The sequence below is a fragment of the Erythrobacter sp. genome, assembly GCF_011765465.1.
In the GTDB taxonomy this organism is placed as follows: Bacteria; Pseudomonadota; Alphaproteobacteria; order Sphingomonadales; family Sphingomonadaceae; genus Erythrobacter.
This window is the reverse complement of the sequence record NZ_CP050265.1, coordinates 928,755-944,356: the sequence shown is the minus strand read 5'-3', so window position 1 is coordinate 944,356 and position 15,602 is coordinate 928,755. Positions and strand designations below refer to the sequence as shown.

15 protein-coding genes and 1 tRNA gene are annotated in these 15,602 nt (G+C 61.4%); 8 read left to right on the top strand and 8 right to left on the bottom strand.

Annotated elements, in window-relative coordinates; all coding sequences use genetic code 11:
* Window positions 1-205: 205 nt before the first annotated feature.
* The 6 genes from G9473_RS04565 to G9473_RS04540 all read left to right on the top strand — a co-directional run bounded on the left by G9473_RS04565 (window position 206) and on the right by G9473_RS04540 (window position 7,611).
* Window positions 206-1,351: a HEPN domain-containing protein gene (locus G9473_RS04565; RefSeq protein ID WP_291136425.1), complete on the top strand. Its 1,146-nt coding sequence runs from the start codon at window positions 206-208 to the stop codon at window positions 1,349-1,351.
* 7 nt (window positions 1,352-1,358) lie between these two features.
* The gene (locus tag G9473_RS04560) at window positions 1,359-2,036 is read left to right on the top strand and encodes a hypothetical protein (RefSeq protein WP_291136424.1); all 678 of its coding nucleotides are present in this window, start codon (window positions 1,359-1,361) and stop codon (window positions 2,034-2,036) included.
* 44 nt (window positions 2,037-2,080) lie between these two features.
* A complete protein-coding gene (locus G9473_RS04555; protein WP_291136422.1) occupies window positions 2,081-3,811 on the top strand; it encodes a hypothetical protein in 1,731 nt (576 codons plus the stop codon).
* Window positions 3,808-5,511, top strand: coding sequence for a hypothetical protein (locus tag G9473_RS04550; protein WP_291136420.1), 1,704 nt, complete (start codon window positions 3,808-3,810; stop codon window positions 5,509-5,511). Before G9473_RS04555 ends, G9473_RS04550 begins: the two co-directional genes overlap by 4 nt.
* Before the next feature lie 386 nt (window positions 5,512-5,897).
* Window positions 5,898-7,031: a DUF4268 domain-containing protein gene (locus G9473_RS04545; protein WP_291136418.1), complete on the top strand. Its 1,134-nt coding sequence runs from the start codon at window positions 5,898-5,900 to the stop codon at window positions 7,029-7,031.
* A gap of 25 nt (window positions 7,032-7,056) precedes the next feature.
* Window positions 7,057-7,611, top strand: a complete 555-nt coding sequence (locus tag G9473_RS04540) for a hypothetical protein (RefSeq protein ID WP_291136416.1) — start codon at window positions 7,057-7,059, stop codon at window positions 7,609-7,611.
* Between the two features lie 29 nt (window positions 7,612-7,640).
* Here G9473_RS04540 and G9473_RS04535 read toward each other — a convergent pair.
* Window positions 7,641-8,812 (bottom strand): IS3 family transposase gene (locus tag G9473_RS04535; RefSeq protein WP_291135939.1). Its coding sequence is split into 2 segments (ribosomal slippage): window positions 7,641-8,560 and window positions 8,560-8,812, totalling 1,173 coding nucleotides; the frame shifts between segments, so codons are not numbered across the junction.
* A gap of 95 nt (window positions 8,813-8,907) precedes the next feature.
* On the opposite strand from G9473_RS04535, the gene G9473_RS04530 reads away from it, so the two are divergent.
* Complete coding sequence (locus G9473_RS04530; RefSeq protein ID WP_291136414.1) at window positions 8,908-9,291, top strand: hypothetical protein; 384 nt, start codon at window positions 8,908-8,910, stop codon at window positions 9,289-9,291.
* Between the two features lie 202 nt (window positions 9,292-9,493).
* Here G9473_RS04530 and G9473_RS04525 read toward each other — a convergent pair.
* The 4 genes from G9473_RS04525 to grxC all read right to left on the bottom strand — a co-directional run bounded on the left by G9473_RS04525 (window position 9,494) and on the right by grxC (window position 11,213).
* Window positions 9,494-9,570: transfer RNA gene (locus G9473_RS04525), tRNA-Arg, on the bottom strand.
* Between the two features lie 61 nt (window positions 9,571-9,631).
* Window positions 9,632-10,114, bottom strand: coding sequence for a DUF1178 family protein (locus G9473_RS04520; RefSeq protein WP_291136412.1), 483 nt, complete (start codon window positions 10,112-10,114; stop codon window positions 9,632-9,634).
* Window positions 10,111-10,941: a carbon-nitrogen hydrolase family protein gene (locus G9473_RS04515; RefSeq protein ID WP_291136410.1), complete on the bottom strand. Its 831-nt coding sequence runs from the start codon at window positions 10,939-10,941 to the stop codon at window positions 10,111-10,113. Before G9473_RS04515 ends, G9473_RS04520 begins: the two co-directional genes overlap by 4 nt.
* Window positions 10,938-11,213: a glutaredoxin 3 gene (grxC, locus tag G9473_RS04510; RefSeq protein ID WP_291136408.1), complete on the bottom strand. Its 276-nt coding sequence runs from the start codon at window positions 11,211-11,213 to the stop codon at window positions 10,938-10,940. The genes G9473_RS04515 and grxC overlap by 4 nt, the downstream gene beginning before the upstream one ends.
* Window positions 11,214-11,422: 209 nt before the next feature.
* On the opposite strand from grxC, the gene G9473_RS04505 reads away from it, so the two are divergent.
* A complete protein-coding gene (locus tag G9473_RS04505; RefSeq protein ID WP_291136406.1) occupies window positions 11,423-11,911 on the top strand; it encodes an Hsp20 family protein in 489 nt (162 codons plus the stop codon).
* Window positions 11,912-12,379: 468 nt separating this feature from the next.
* Here the strand turns inward: G9473_RS04505 and G9473_RS04500 are convergent, their stop codons facing one another.
* From G9473_RS04500 to tpiA, 3 genes are all read right to left on the bottom strand, one after another.
* On the bottom strand, window positions 12,380-14,017 hold the full coding sequence (locus G9473_RS04500; RefSeq protein WP_291136404.1) for a CTP synthase: 1,638 nt from the start codon (window positions 14,015-14,017) through the stop codon (window positions 12,380-12,382).
* 127 nt (window positions 14,018-14,144) lie between these two features.
* Window positions 14,145-14,543, bottom strand: a complete 399-nt coding sequence (gene secG / locus G9473_RS04495) for a preprotein translocase subunit SecG (protein ID WP_291136402.1) — start codon at window positions 14,541-14,543, stop codon at window positions 14,145-14,147.
* Window positions 14,544-14,662: 119 nt separating this feature from the next.
* Window positions 14,663-15,448: a triose-phosphate isomerase gene (gene tpiA / locus G9473_RS04490; RefSeq protein WP_291136399.1), complete on the bottom strand. Its 786-nt coding sequence runs from the start codon at window positions 15,446-15,448 to the stop codon at window positions 14,663-14,665.
* Between the last annotated feature and the right edge of the window lie 154 nt (window positions 15,449-15,602).

Genomic DNA, 15,602 nt, shown 5'->3' with positions numbered 1-15,602 from the left:
AGCTCTTGCCGAAAGCTGCCGCTTTTGTTCCAAACAAAATAGATGGGCTCTCTCCTGGCCCACGACCTTCGCTGGACGCCAGCAGAAGGCCCGAGATAAGATGCTACGATAATTGTGAATTTCGCACCCGATACAACGTAGCGCGAGAATACCGGAAGCCCTATTGCACTTGGTAAACCCAATCGCGGACAGACAGGAAAGTTCGATGAGCGATGAAGCACAGGCCCTGTCGTTCCTGCACGAGCTCGCAGCGGAACTGAGCGAAATCCGCCGCGCGAAGGAGTATGGCTTCTGGCGAAGCGACACTGTCCCCCGGGCACAGGCACGCCTTGCCGCGATTGAACCCTTCTGCCACTTCACCACCTGCCGGATCGATAGCGGCGATGGCGCGCGTGCCGAGGTAGGCACCCGCTTCGGCGAATGGGCTATCGACCGGCTTGTTGCAAAGCAGACGCCCGAACAAATTCTTGCGGCCTTCCATTCCGAGGTTGCGCGCAATGTCGGCGCCTACGAGGAAGTCTCCCCCATTCTGGGCGCGCAATTCGACGCGGGACGCGAACTTGCCGGAGGATTGCGTCTGGTCCCGCCTTCGCAGGATATCTTCGACCGTGAAGGATATACCTACCGTTTTCAGTGGCCGCAGGAGCGCGCCCAAACAGGCTTCCTGGTCCAGCCATACTCGGTCACGCCCGCCTTCACGAGTGCTGACGACTCCGGCTGCAATGGCGTGACCGCGCCCGACCAGACTGCGCGCCGGGAGAGCCGCGAACGGGTTCGCATGGCGTGCCTGCTGGCGTCATCGGGCGGGATCGAAATGCCGATGTCGGTCATTCTCGGCGACCGCCAATCGCTTTTCCAGGTCGAAGGCAATCCCGCCTATCGACCGGCCGCAACGCTTCCACTCGCGCCCTTCCCGCTCGACCTTGACCTTGTCGACGAATTTTACTCTTCGCTCGCTACCTTCACCGAATTGGCGGTCGTCGCGCGGGCGATCGACCGATTGGGCAGGTCCCGGACTTCACCAGACCCGGTCAACAGGGCCCTCGATCTCGGAATGGCCGCCGAGATTGTCCTCATGCACGACAACGGCGGTTCGAACGCGGAAATCACGCACAAGATCTCCAGCAGGGCGGCCTGGCTTCTCGGCATTGACCCCGAAATGCGGAGCGGCATTTCCAAGGACATGAAGGAGCTCTATGCGACCCGCTCGAAAGCCGTGCACGAAGGCATTCTCCCTACGCGTAGAGCCGCCGATCTCGATGCAGCCGATCGCCTTGTCGTCTCGGTCCTGCAAGCTCTTGTGCGACGCGGGGAATTTCCCGAGTGGAACAGCCTGACACTTGGAGGCTAGCAGCACCATGCAAAACTATTGCGCCCAGCTGGGTGACGGGCCGACCAATTCGTTCTGGTGCATGGTCTATGATTTCCAGACCCTGCTGACCGGCCTCGCGGCCATTGCCATTGCGCTGCTCACCCTGATCCCGATTTGGAAGCAGCTGCGTGATTCCAATCTTCAGACCCGCATTTCGCATCGTGAGACGCTCGCATCGATATTGCGCGCAGGCCTGAGGCGCTTCGAAAAGGTCGAAGAGGCCATGCGCGAGCCGCTCGCCGCAGCGTGGCGCGAAACCCATGATCCGGTAGGCGATCCGACCAAGATCGGGGCCGAAGCCGCGCATTACCTTGAGCAGCTCTTCTACCGTGTCCTCGACTGGTATCTCGTAGTCCTTGCTGGAACCGAGCATGTCCTGATCGAGGCGGAGAAGGCCAAACTCAAGACAGCCCTCTCCGAACTGGTCGAGACCCTAGGCGATGCCCATTGGGCGGATCACAATGACCAGCAGCAGGACGAGATCTTTATCCCCGACGAGGAATGGGCCGAAATTGAAACGCGGTGCGCCGCTGCCAAGATCGAGGCTGCCGGAAAGGTTGCGGCAGTGCAATCGGCGTTTCACGACCTGCGCACGGCTCAGGACAATTGGACGCGCTCACTGCGCGAGAGGGTTGCCCGGCTCGATCGCCAGATCACTGAGTGAACCGGAGACTTGGCGCAGCCAAGGCTGCGCACCATATCGCTGAGATGCCCGATGCCGATCCCCCTGAAAACATGGACCATTACGCCAGCAGGATAGCTGCGGCAGAACAGGCCGAGCTGCCGCGATGCATTCGCGAGGCACGCCATGCGCTCGGCGAATCTGATTGGGCCAAGCTTGCTGGCAAAATATCCAATGACATTGATGGCCCCGAACACGCGCTACTGCTGCCACTCGTAACAGTCCGCGAGGGTCCGTTCGACTGGATCCTCGAGAGCTTTTACGCCGAAGTACTGGCCAATCTCGAGCTGGAAACCAGCTCAATGCTGCAGCTCATGCGCGAAGCACTTGGCACCCGTCCCGCCGGTGACCGATGGACAATCCTGCGCGGGTTCGAAAGCTGGGCTTGCAAAGCAGCTGATCGCCCTGGTGCCTGCATCGATGCGCTGGTTGCAGACGCGGCGCCCCCTGAACTTCTGGCCCCCGCCCTGCGGGCCGGCCTCACCGTCCAGCGCAGACATTTTCGAGAGCGAGGCCTCGCATTCATTGAGTCCGGGCCGAAGCCGATTGCGATTGCCGCCGCCGAAGTGCTTGCCGGGCAAAAGCCGATCGGAAAAGGCGCCGCCAAACAGATCCTCAAGGCCATTCGACTGCGCTGCGAAAGCATGGGGGGCGAGGCGAGAACAAAGTTGTTCGAGGCGGCGCTTGGTCTCGCATTCCGCACCGCACCCCATACCGCTGCAAGCATCCTCACGCTTGTCGACCCGGGGCAGCCCGAAGCCTTCCTTCGCTCCTGCGCACGGCAGCTTGTCGTCGCCGATAGCGCCCCAGATGCGGCATTGGTCGAGACCATCGCGGGCGTCTTGTTGCAGGCCGAGCGGCTTGACGCTGCGACCATGAAATTCCTGGATGACGCAATACGGCGCTGGATCGGGATCGATAGCTCGCATGCAGCTTTCGCCCATCTGCTGGTCAGTCTCATCCTTGAAACCGAAGCAACCTTTGACACGCTCGACGCCAGCGCGGGCGCGGTGCTCCAGATCGCGGCCGAGCGTCGCGATGCTATCCTTGCCAGGCTGCTTGCAAGCGACAGCTTCGAGGGCGCGCAGGCCGTTTATCAGATCGCCCTCAAGACATTCGGTAAACCCCTCGAACCGGTACTCAATTTCGCGCCGCATGCGCTCGAACCGGAGCCCGCCATCAGGATCGCTCGGCGCGTTGCCGGACTATTCGCGATCACGCCAGTAACCGCCACTTCGATATTGCTCAGCCTGCTGCGATCCGGGCCTGCAGAAGTCGCCGACGAGGTTGCCGGGCTGATCATGGATCCGGTGCTCATCAGTTACTGGGAGGATGCGGGCGATTATCTTCGAAAGCGCCGAGAGCATGAAATTGGCGATATGGCCGCGAGGATCGACGCGTTGATTGCCGCACTCGAAGGTTATGTGGAGGCGATCAGGGCCGTTGGCTACATCGAAGAGCTCTTCCCGCCAGAGCGGCAACGGTTTCTGCGCGCTCTCAAGAAAGACGCTGACTCGCGCGCCGTTTCACGCAAGGCGAACGAAGGTTCATTGCTTGCAAGTCTCATGGAGACGCGCGTGGTCCTCAATGGCGACAGCGCCATCTACCGAGTCTTCACAGGCGACGGCGAAAGCCATCGTGCCGAGCAGCCGATGCAGGCGATCGAACACTCGCACGCCCTTCCTCGCCTCGATGCCATCGATCCATTCGGCTACTGGTATCGCCGACGGCTGCTGATGAACGGACTGCCGGCATGATCGACCCGGTCATCCTCGAACACTTCCGAACCATGAAGGAGCGCGACGAGCTCGACGCTATCCTGCCCGAAATCCTCACCGGTATGGGTCTGGAGGTTCTGTCGCGGCCCACGATCGGCGTGCGACAATATGGCGCCGATATCTCCGCCGTGGGCAAGGATGAGGACGGCCAGCGCAAGCTTTTCCTCCTGTCAGTGAAGCGCGGCGATCTCTCGCGGACGGAATGGAACGGCGATTCCGACCAGGCCTTGCGCCCCTCGCTCGATGAAATACGCGACGCCTATATCCGCAGCGTTGCGCCAGAACACAAGAAACTGCCGGTCGTGATCATAGCGGTTGTTGGCGGCATCGTCCCTGAAAAGGTGCTGCCGCTGGTCAATGGCTATATGGAAGAGAAAGAGAAGGAGAGTCCGCGCTTCGAATACCGGCTCTGGACCGGAGATTCGCTGACCAAGCGTGTCCTTGAGGGCGCGCTGCGGGAAGAGATTTTCTCGTTCGAACGCCGCGCCCTGCTGCGCAAGACGGCCGCTCTGGTCGAGGAACCTGAAATGGCCTTGCGGCAATACGCGTGCCTGATCGACGGAGTGTTCGCTGACGATGACCTCGCTCCTGTGGAGCGTGTTCGTATCATGCTCATCGCCAACTGGATCGTCTTCAGTTGGGGGCGTGATGCCGGCAATCTTCATGTGCCGTACGACGCGAGCGAACAGCTGGCCCTGCGCGCCTGGCCCCTACTCTATCCGATCATCGAACACGACCGCACACGCAAGCTCGAGGCAAGCCACGTCTACTACGCGGTGTTCACCCAGTATCTCGATATCTGGAACGCATTCATCAGTGAGAAAGTGCTGCCCCACGCTGACACCTTGCACGCGCTGAGTTTCTCGGTGGGCTCGGTCGAACCGGTCGACATCAATCTCGCGATGTTCGACCTCGTCGGGAAGATCGCGCTGGGTGGCCTCATTCACCTTTGGCTCTCACCAACCGGTCCCCAATTCCCAATTATGGTGTGCAGGACGGCACCAAGGGCTGAGCGAATTGCCACTGCTCTCGCCGAAATGCCCGCGAGCAATCCGACGCTGAAAGCTCCCATGCTGGACAGGCATTCCAGCGAGCTCGGGTTGGCCCTTCTCCTCCTTTGCTGTTTTGAGGAAACGCGCGAGCGGGCTGCCTACTGGAACCGCGAGGCAGCGCAGGCGCTCATGATTGCAGTTTCGATGCCTGGCCACGGACCGCGGCTGCCCTCGATCGATCCCAATTACGAAGCGCTTTTGCGAGACGACAAAGCTTTGACTGACGAAGAGCTGAAGGACGCTACGGCAGCATCCACCCTGCTTCCTGTCTATGGCCTGTGCGCCTGGATACTCGGCGACACGCAGTTGCTTGGCGAGCTCGCCGAGTTCCAGGAAAAGCATTTAACGCGCTGCAACGCACAGACCTGGGTGCCAAATGCCGGATGTGACGACAAATTGTGGCAGGGCAATCAGAGGACCGGATCAGCGTTTCAGGATCTCGAGATTGGAGCCGACGGGAGCAAACTGCTTAAAACACTGCGGCTCGAATGTGCCGAAAATACAGCGTGGAACGCGCTTTCGGCCATCCGCCTCGAGCACTGGCCTCTGGTTGCAATGGCATGTCGGCGAAGCCGCCTCCCCGTCCCCCCTCAACTTTGGATGAAACTCGCTGAGGACGTGCTGTGAATACGGATAGGGCCGTGACGGCAGTTGGCGATCTCAAAACCTAGTGCGGTCATGCAGCATAAGGCCCAGTGGCCGACGAAACCCGTTCGGGTGTCGCAACAAAGAAGGCCTCGCTCTGAGAGCGAGGCCTTCAGAACAAGACCCGAATTGAAGGAAGGGTCTTGGGGTCGCGGAGGCCGTGTATTACTGATCGACATATTATGCCAGAACAAACGTTTAGGCATCCCATTCTGAGACAAGAAGGTCGGAAACGTGACCTATGCCTTCGAGTGTGCGCTCGCTTTCAATCGCTCACCGGCTTTAACCCTAGCTTGATCGCTTCTCGATATAGTCTCCTACAGGACGATGATGGCAGCACCGGTAGCGAAGGAAGGGGAATTTCTGGCGTGTTTAGGGTCGATCAGAAAGCGAATGCGCTTCAGGCGCTGAAGCCGATAAGCTTCGCGGCTGCCGGCCTTCGCGAAAGAGATCACCTGCAGGAGTGGATCGCGAAAGCTCCAGAGGCACTGGGCCAGGTGCTCGGCGAGGATATACTCATCATCCAAAAGGAATTCGACGGCTTCGACGGCACCCGAGAGCGCCTGGACCTCCTGGCGATCGACAAGTCAGGGCAACTGATGGTCATCGAGAACAAGCTAGACGATTCTGGCCGCGATGTTGTGTGGCAGGCGATGAAGTACGCAGCCTACTGCTCGAGCCTGACCCGCGCAGATATCATTGCCATATTCGCGCGTTATCTCGGAGATGGCGAAGCGCGTGCAGAGGAAGAGCTTTGCAATTTCCTCGAGTGCGAGTCTCTCGAACAAGTCGTGCTCAACGAAGGCCACGCGCAACGCATTCTCTTCATCGCAGCCAATTTCCGCCGCGAAGTGACTTCAACAGCGCTTTGGCTACGCGAACATCAGATCGACGTGAGATGCATCCGAGTTTCCCCCTTCGAATTCGAAGGCCAGCTGCTTTTGGACATGCAGCAGATCATCCCGCCGCCTGAAGCGACCGACTACATGATCAAGATGTCCCAGAAGGACAGCGAGGAGAAATCGGCAAAAGGGGCTCAAAAGTGGAGCCACGAGATGCGGCATGCGTTCTGGACCGAACTGCTCGCGACTTTTCAGCAAAGTGGCGTCACTCGCTGGCAGAACATCTCCCCTTCCCATGATCACTGGATTTCTGCGAGCACCGGCGTTGGTGGATGTACGTTCGCTCTCGTTTTCCTGCGTCAAGAAGTACGCGCAGAGCTAAATTTCGAGCGTCCTTCAAAGGATGAGAACAAGTGGGTCTACGCACGGCTTGCGGAAGACCGTGCTCGTCTCGACCAGGTGGGTTCGATCGAGCTCGAATGGCTTCGAAAGCCAGACAAGATTAAAACCACGATCCAGTGTAGGAAATCGTTTCAAGGCTACAGCAAGGATAACTGGCCAGAGATGATTGAGTGGCTGAAGGCGGCCTTTCTGCAGCTGGAGGAGACCTTTGCCGAGCGGGTGACCGAGCTTGGAGCCGAGCTTCGCGCAAAGACATAGCCTTTTGCGACGAGCCCTTGAACGCATGACCATCCCAAATCGCCTCCTCCATCTGATTCAAGGTGTCGTCGAAGGTAAGGCCGCTACATTTCCAGCGACCGAAATCTTCAATGAGGGCTGGATGCTAAGGCTGCTGCTCGATGCCCTGTCCGAGCATCCCGATCGCGAGCTCACCATGGGCGTCAGAGATGGTTCATCATGGTCATCGGAAGTTCTTCTCCCCTCCCCCTTCCTTGCGCGTTTTCGCGGTGACACTCTTGCCGAAAAAGAAACTCATGCCGATGCCGTCATCGGCGACTTTGATTTCAGGCCGGGCACGAGAGCAGGTTTGCAGCTGCGCCGCAGCTGTAAGCAGTTCGTGGTGGTGGAAGCGAAGATGTCCAGCAATCTGTCTGCGGGCGTGAAGAACGCTACTGACTACGATCAAGCTGCGCGAAACGTAGCGTGCATGGCGCATGTTCTTGCCGCTAGCGGTCGCCGTGTGGAGGAGATCGAAGAGTTAGGGTTCTATGTGATAGCACCTGAGTTTGCTCTGAGAGCCGCTCTCGACACAAATCTGGAGCGGCTGACTACACCCTGACGTGACCCCCAGCTTTCCCCCAGCTGGGATTAGAGCCGGGCGGTTGTTTTGCGCATCAGCGCGGTTGAAGCAATGGGCTGCGTAGCGGAGCCCGTAGGGCGTAGCGAAGCAGGCCATTGCTTATCCAGTTCGGCGGCGAACGCCGCCGGGGTTGCGTAGCCAAGGGACGAGTGTGGCCTCTCCCGGTTGTAATCCTCGACCCAAGCAGCGATCTCGACCCGTGCGTGGGCCATGCTGAGGAACAGGGTCTCGTTCAGCAGTTCGTCGCGCATGCGGCCGTTAAAGCTCTCGACGTAGCCGTTCTGCATCGGCTTGCCCGGAGCGATGTAATGCCACTCCACCCCGATCTCGCCGCACCATGCGAGCACGGCATTGCTGGTGAGTTCGGTGCCATTGTCGCTAACGATCATGCCCGGCTTGCCGCGCTGGGCGATTAGCTGGGTCAGCTCGCGCACGACGCGGTGCCCCGAGATCGAGGTATCCGGCACCGCCGCCAGGCACTCCCTGGTCATGTCATCGACCACATTGAGCACCCGGAACCGTCTGCCAGAAGCGATCTGGTCATGGACAAAGTCCAGGCTCCAGCGCTGGTTCGGCAGTGCCAGCACCGGAGCTGGCGCTCTGGTGCCGACAGCGCGCTTGCGGCTGCGTCGTCGCCTCACTGCAAGCCCTTCCTCCCGATACAGCCGCTGGGTCTTCTTGCGGTTGATCATCACGCCCTCCCGGCGCAGCAGGATATGCAAACGGCGATAGCCGAACCGGCGCCGCTGGTTGGCCAGCTCACGCAGCTTCTCACGCAGCGCGCCGTCATCATCCCGGATGGAACGATAGCGCACGCTCTTGCGATCGGCATCGATGACACGGCACGCCCGCCGCTCGCTCATCCCATGACATGCCTGGAGATGTGCGGCAGCTTCTCGCTTCGCGGCGGGCGTCACCACTTTTTTGAGAGCAGATCCTTCAACGCCACGTTGTCCAGCATCGCATCGGCCAGCAGCCGCTTGAGCTTCGCGTTCTCGCTCTCGAGCTCCCGCAGCCGCCGGGCCTCGGACACCTCCAGCCCGCCATACTTGGCCTTCCAGTTGTAGATCGTCGCTTCAGACACCCCGTGCCGCCGGGCCAGATCGGCGGTCTTCGCGCCCGCCTCCGCTTCCTTCAGCACCCCAATGATCTGCTCCTCTGAGAACCTCTTCCGCTTCATCGTCTGTCCTTCCTTCAGGCCAGACTCTAATCGCTCGTGGAGGAAAATCAGGGGGTCACGTCAGTCAGCCTGAAGATTATGTCCTGCGGAACGCATTGATCGAGGCTTTTTGCATCCATGCGCGTCAGTTGCTCGAATTCTTCGACAACAAACAGGGCAAGCATGCAAAAGACTTCACGGGCGGTAACTACGCAGCCGCGCACCTATCGGAACTCACAAGGTCTGAGCGCGACAAGCTCAACACTCAGATCGCACACGTCACGGCAAAGCGGACGATCAATCCTGCTGAGAAGATTGGTCATGCACTGCGAGCAAAGTTTCTCACCGCTCTGGAGCGAGAGGCACAGCATTTTGAAAGAGAGCTCGCATCGGAATTTCAGGGCATGTTTAGGGCGGCAGTGCCCGGTCAGGTCATCACGGTTGGAGGCAGCCCGAGTGCCACCAATGCGCCAACATATGTGACGACCTCATCCAAATGAGACTACGCTAGGTAGATTGGCCTTCGAGTCGAGTGACCGCTTGTAGGTGCCTCGGAGGCGAACTCGAATGACCGAAATGGGGCGCAGAGCTGTCAACTCGAATTATGCAATGACATCTGACTGCTGAACTCTATCGGGCAGCGCAACGCTTGTCCAAACCTCTTGGATTTTGTCCAAGCTTTTGTGACGTCCCACAACAGGCTGGTGTCCCCGACAGGATTCGAACCTGTGGCCTTCGGATTAGGAATCCGACGCTCTATCCGACTGAGCTACGGGGACACCGCGATCGTCCCCATAGCATTGCGGGCACGCCCGGCAATCCCCGCAGCGAAACCGCGGGTCAGTTAAGTTCTTCGGGCGGCGCCACGGGAAACGGCAGCGGGGCGACCGGCACGCCTTCCTTGATCAGCGCCTTCGCTTCCTCGATGCTAGCGCTGCCGTGGATCGGGGCCTCGTCGCGCTCGCCGTAATACATCGCGCGCGACTCCTCGGCGAAATTCTCGCCGACCCAGGTGCTCTTCTCGAGCGCCTTCTTTTGCGCATCGGCGAGCGCCTTGAGCGCCTTTTGAACCTCGGCCGGCATTTCGCGGTTCGCGACCGATTGCGCGTCCCCAGCACGCATCGGTGCGGGGGCGGTCTCCAGCGCCGCGCTGTTGCCCTTGGGTGCGACAGCGGGAGCCATCGGTGCCTTGGCGACCGTGCCCGAACCGCATTCGGGACAGGTAACGAGGCCGCGATTGCGCTGGGCGTCGAAATCGGAAGAAGAACCGAACCAGCCCTCGAAACGGTGGCCGGCCTCGCAATGAAGGTCGTATACGATCATGACGGACGCAATTTGGGGATTTCGCGGCGGTTGGCAAGAGAGGGCACCTGCCTGCGCACCTCATCGATCCGGGCAAGGTCGATCTCGCAATAGCCCAGCCCCGGACCCTCGCCCCCCATGTCGAGCAGAACTTCACCCCAGGGATCGACCACGAGGCTGTGACCATATGTGATGCGCCCGTCGGCGTGTTCTCCGACCTGGGCCGCGGCGACGACGAAAGCGCTCGACTCGATCGCGCGGGCACGCTGCAGGACGTGCCAGTGCGCCTTGCCGGTGGGCACTGTGAAGGCTGCAGGAATGGCGATGCAGTCGCAACGCAGCCGCCCCAGTTCCTCGAACAGCGCGGGAAAGCGGATATCGTAGCAGATCGTCAGGCCGAGCCGCCCGACCGGTGTGTGCTCGACACAGGCGATATGCGTGCCCGGCTCGAAAGCATTGCTCTCGCGCCAGCTTTCACCGGTCGAAAGCTCGACGTCGAACAGGTGCAGCTTGTCGTAGAATGCAGGCTCGCCTCCGCCGCATGACAGGTAAAGCGCCCGGTTCAGCCATTTGCCCGAGGGGTGCGCGAGCGGCATTGAGCCAAGCGCAATGTCGATCCCGGCCTCCTGTGCGAGGTCGGCGAGGCGGGCGGGATAATCGGTATAGCCGGACGCACCGATCGTGCGTGCTGCTCGCTTTCGGTCGCGGTCGAGCAACAGGGACATCTCGGGGGTGAAAAGAATCCGAGCCCCCTCCCCTGCAGCCTTGCTCGCAGCATCGACGATGGCCGCGAAATTCGCCTCCGGGTCGATGCCCGATTGCATCTGGAACAGCGCAATGCGCGTCACGCGCCGGCCTCTCCCGCCAGCAGCGGATCGAGCTTGCCCGCCCGCTCGAGCGCGAACAGGTCGTCGCAGCCGCCGACATGGGTGTTTCCGATGAAGATCTGCGGAACCGTGCGCGCAAGCGGGGCGCGCGCGTTCATCTCTTCGCGCTTCGGCCCACCCATCGTGATGTCGTGCTCGGTATAGGCTGCACCTTTCGAATCGAGCAGTTGCTTGGCTCGCACGCAAAAGGGGCAGGCGAACTTGGTGTAAATGTCGATCGTGGGAGTGGTCATGCTGGCCTTTTCGCTGGTGTCGTGAGGGACAGGCAGGCGTTCCACTTGCAACGCGCGCAAGCCCTCTTGAAAGGAATGTCGCCTGCCCTAACTAGGGATCGCCGTCCGGTTTCGCCAGTCTCGGGAGACCGCAAGCGGCGCAAAGGTGCGGGTGCTGCAAGGCGCAGGCCCGCGAACGTCAAATTGCTCAACGAAGAGGATTTGCCACTATGTCACGTCTCGATTTCACTCCCTATCGTCGCAGCACCGTGGGCTTCGATCGGCTCTTCGACCTGCTCGAACAGCAGGCCCGCCAGAATTCCGGCGACAATTATCCCCCTTTCAACATCGCCAAGCACGGCGAGGACGAATACCGCATCACGCTTGCGGTTGCCGGTTTCCGCCCGCAGGATATCGATATCACCGCGCAGCAGAATCTGCTCGTCGTACAGGGGCGCAAGCGCGAGGACGAGGATGACGGCGCCGAACTGATCCACGTCGGGATCGCCAATCGCGGTTTCGAGCGGCGTTTCGAACTTGCCGACTATGTCCGCGTGCGCGGCGCCGACCTTGCCGACGGGCTCCTGACCATCGACCTCGTGCGCGAAGTGCCCGAGGCGATGAAGCCCAAGAAGATCCCGGTGAACGGCACCACTCTCACCGCTGTTCCCGACGCGCGGGATGACAAGGGCGAAGCCACGGACGCCGACGCCGCCTGATGCGCGACGGCGTCCGGGCCGCGGCCTGAGCACCTGAATGGAAATGAGTTGGGGGCGGATCGTGACCGATCCGCCCCCGCGACCGTAAGCCGCCTCGGCCGGGCTCTGTCCGTCCGGGTCGCAGAAGACGGACAGGCCCGGCTCGAGCCCGTCGCGTCGGGGTCCGTCATGGCGCGCAGCGCCCCCCGCCGCATAATTTTCCGGGCAAGGCGACCGGCCCTGCCCCCGTGAAGCGCGAAACCACTGGGCTTCGCCCCTTATGGAAACCTGTAGGTCTGCAGACGAACTAGTGCGGAATTCGGGGGTTTTGCAAGTTTAATTTAAACAGTTTGTATAAACGCGACACATCCTGATGCACACATGGCCCACCAAGGCACGATATGCCTTGAAAACGGTGCCAGGACATCGGTTGCGAGCGAGGATATGAAGACAGGAACCCGATCGCGTAAGCCGCAATCGGCTTACAGGTCACACGAGTCGCGACTGCTCGAGCGCGGCGGCGATGAAGCCGGCGAACAGAGGGTGCGGGTCGAACGGCTTCGACTTGAGTTCCGGGTGGAACTGGACGCCGACGAACCAGGGATGATCGGGCCGCTCGACGATTTCGGGCAGGAGCCCGTCGGGCGACATTCCGGCGAAAACCAGCCCCTGCTTTTCCAGCGGCCCGATATACGCGCTGTTCACCTCGTAGCGGTGGCGATGACGTTCGGAGATCGTCGTCGCACCGCCGTACATGGCGGAGGTGTGACTGTTCGCCGACAGCTTCGCCTCGTAGGCACCGAGCCGCATGGTCCCTCCGAGATCGCCGCCCTCCTCACGCTGCTGAAGGCCCTCTTCGCTCATCCATTCGGTAATGATGCCGACGACCGGCTCCTTCGTCTCGCCGAATTCGGTCGAGGATGCCTCGGGAAAGCCAGCGGCGCGCGCGCCTTCGATGCAGGCCATCTGCATACCGAGACAGATGCCGAAAAAGGGCACCTTGCGCTCGCGCGCGAAGCGGACGGAGGCGATCTTGCCTTCGCTTCCGCGCTCGCCGAATCCTCCGGGGACGAGGATACCGTGCATCGGCTCTAGGCGGCTGACGATCTCCCCTTCGTCCTCGCCTTCGAAGATTTCAGCGTCGATCCAGCGGATGTTGACCCTCACCCGGTTGGCGAGCCCACCGTGGACAAGCGCTTCGTTGAGGCTCTTGTAGGCATCGGGCAGGCCGACATACTTGCCGACCACGCCGATCGTGACTTCGCCTTCGGGGTTGAAGTAACGGTCGGTGACGTCATTCCAGGCCGACAGATCGGGCGCCGGCGCATCGGCAATACCGAAACCGCGAAGCACTTCGGCATCGAGCCCTTCCTCGTGATATTGCAGCGGAACCGAATAGATCGACGGCGCATCGAGCGCGGGGATGACCGCTTCTCGGCGAACGTTGCAGAAATTGGCGATTTTCTGGCGCTCGGCATCGGGGATGGGATGCTCGGCGCGGCACAGCAGAACGTCGGGCTTGATCCCCAGCGAAGCGAGCTCGCGCACGGAATGCTGGGTCGGCTTGGTCTTCAACTCACCTGCCGCCGCGATGTAGGGAACCAGCGTCACGTGCACCGAAAGCGTCTGTAGCGGCTCCAGCTCGTTCCGAAGCTGGCGGATCGCCTCCATGAAGGGCAGCGATTCGATATCGCCCACGGTCCCGCCGATCTCGCACAGGATGAAATCGTGATCGTCCTGATCGGCGAGCGCGAATTCCTTGATCGCGTCGGTGACGTGCGGGATCACCTGCACCGTCGCGCCGAGATAGTCCCCGCGACGCTCGCGCGCGATAATGTCGCGGTAGACCCGCCCGCTGGTGATATTGTCGCTCTGGCGCGCGGAAACGCCGGTGAAGCGTTCGTAATGCCCAAGGTCGAGATCGGTCTCGGCCCCGTCGTCGGTGACGTAGACCTCGCCGTGCTGGTAAGGGCTCATCGTGCCCGGATCGACGTTGAGATAGGGGTCGAACTTTCGGATGCGGACCTTGTAGCCGCGCGCCTGCAGGAGCGCGGCGAGACTTGCCGCCATGAGACCCTTGCCAAGCGATGAGACCACGCCGCCGGTGATGAAAATGAACCGCGCCATGGGATTGTGGCCTTAGTCGTCGGGTGTGATTCGGAGCAAGCGAATTGGCCCGGGTCGTGCGGGACCATCCACAGGTTGAGTCTTGGCGGCCGCGCAGGGGCGACCGAGCGCGCTCGCTGGCGCAAGCCTATTCGGCGAGCGGTGCGTCGTCGTCGACCGGAGCCGCCGCGCCGTCCTGCGTGGCCGGCTCTGCGAGCGGCGCATCCTGCGCCGGAGCCTCGCCCGTGCCGAGAAGATCGTCCGTGCGGCTTGCCGGCGCGCCGCGCTCCAGCGTCGTGCTGATTTCGCTGACGCTCTGCGTTTCCACCGCAACCGCGGCAAGCGCGATCGACAGAGCGACGAAGACGATCGCCAGCCACTTGGTAGCCCGGGTCAGGAAATCGGCCGCGCCGCGCGCACCCAGGGCCCCGCCAGGACTGCCCCCGATCCCGAGACCGCCGCCTTCGCTGCGCTGCATGAGCACGACGCCGACAAGAGCGGCGGAGACGATAGCCTGGACGACGGTGAGAAAGAAAAAAAGCGACATGAACGGTTCTCGATTCGAGTATCAGGTTTTCCCGGCATCGGCGTGCGCGGGCGATGTCGGAGCGCATTTAGGGATAGCGAGCTGCTCCGGCAAGCGTGCAGGCCCGTCAATACGGCAGGTCAGCCCTCGTCTGCCTCGGCCGCAGCGAGCGCGATACCCATGAAGCTGTCGGCAGTGAGGCTCGCTCCACCGACCAGCGCGCCACCGACTTCGGGGGTGGAGAGGATCTCAGCGGCATTGTCGGGCTTGACCGAGCCGCCGTAAAGGATGCGCACTTCGGATCCCTGCTCCTGGCCGAACAGTTCAATCAGCAGTGCGCGGATCTCGGCGTGCATTTCGCCGATGTCCTCGATCGTAGCGGTGTTGCCCGTCCCGATCGCCCAGATCGGTTCATAAGCAATGGTCAGGCGCTCGGAAACACTGCCAGCCCCATTGGCAAGCGCCTCGTGCTCGACCGGAAGCGAAGCCTTGAGCTGTTTCTTGACGAAGGCGACCGCCTTGCCCGCTTCGCGCGTCTGGTCGCTTTCGCCGCAGCACAGGATGATGCGCAGTCCTGCGGACAAGGCAGCCTCGGCCTTGGCGCGGACCACGGCATCGATCTCACCATGGTTCTGGCGGCGTTCGGAATGGCCGAGGATCACGAACTTGGCCCCCGCATCGGCAACCATCGCTGCGGAAATGTCGCCGGTATGCGCGCCGCCGTCCGCGTGGTGGCAGTCCTGCGCGCCGACACCGATCTGCTCGGCCTCGCGGTGGACCGGATGGATCAGGGTGTAGGGTGGCGCAAGCGCCACTTCGACTTTCATGTGGCGTTGGGCGGCGCGGTCGATCGCGCGCGCTTCGGAAAGCATGGCGCGGGTCCCGTGCATCTTCCAGTTACCGACAATATAGGGCCGCTGGGGCATGCGTTCATCCTGCGAGGTTCGAAATCGAATTATGCGTGAAGTCTTCCCCGGCGGTTTAAGCGCGCGGGGGGAAGCCCGCTAGCCGACAATGCAGCGCTAGTCAAAAGCCTCGCTCACCTGTTGCCGCGAGGTCGCAGGCCCGATAAAGGCCGGA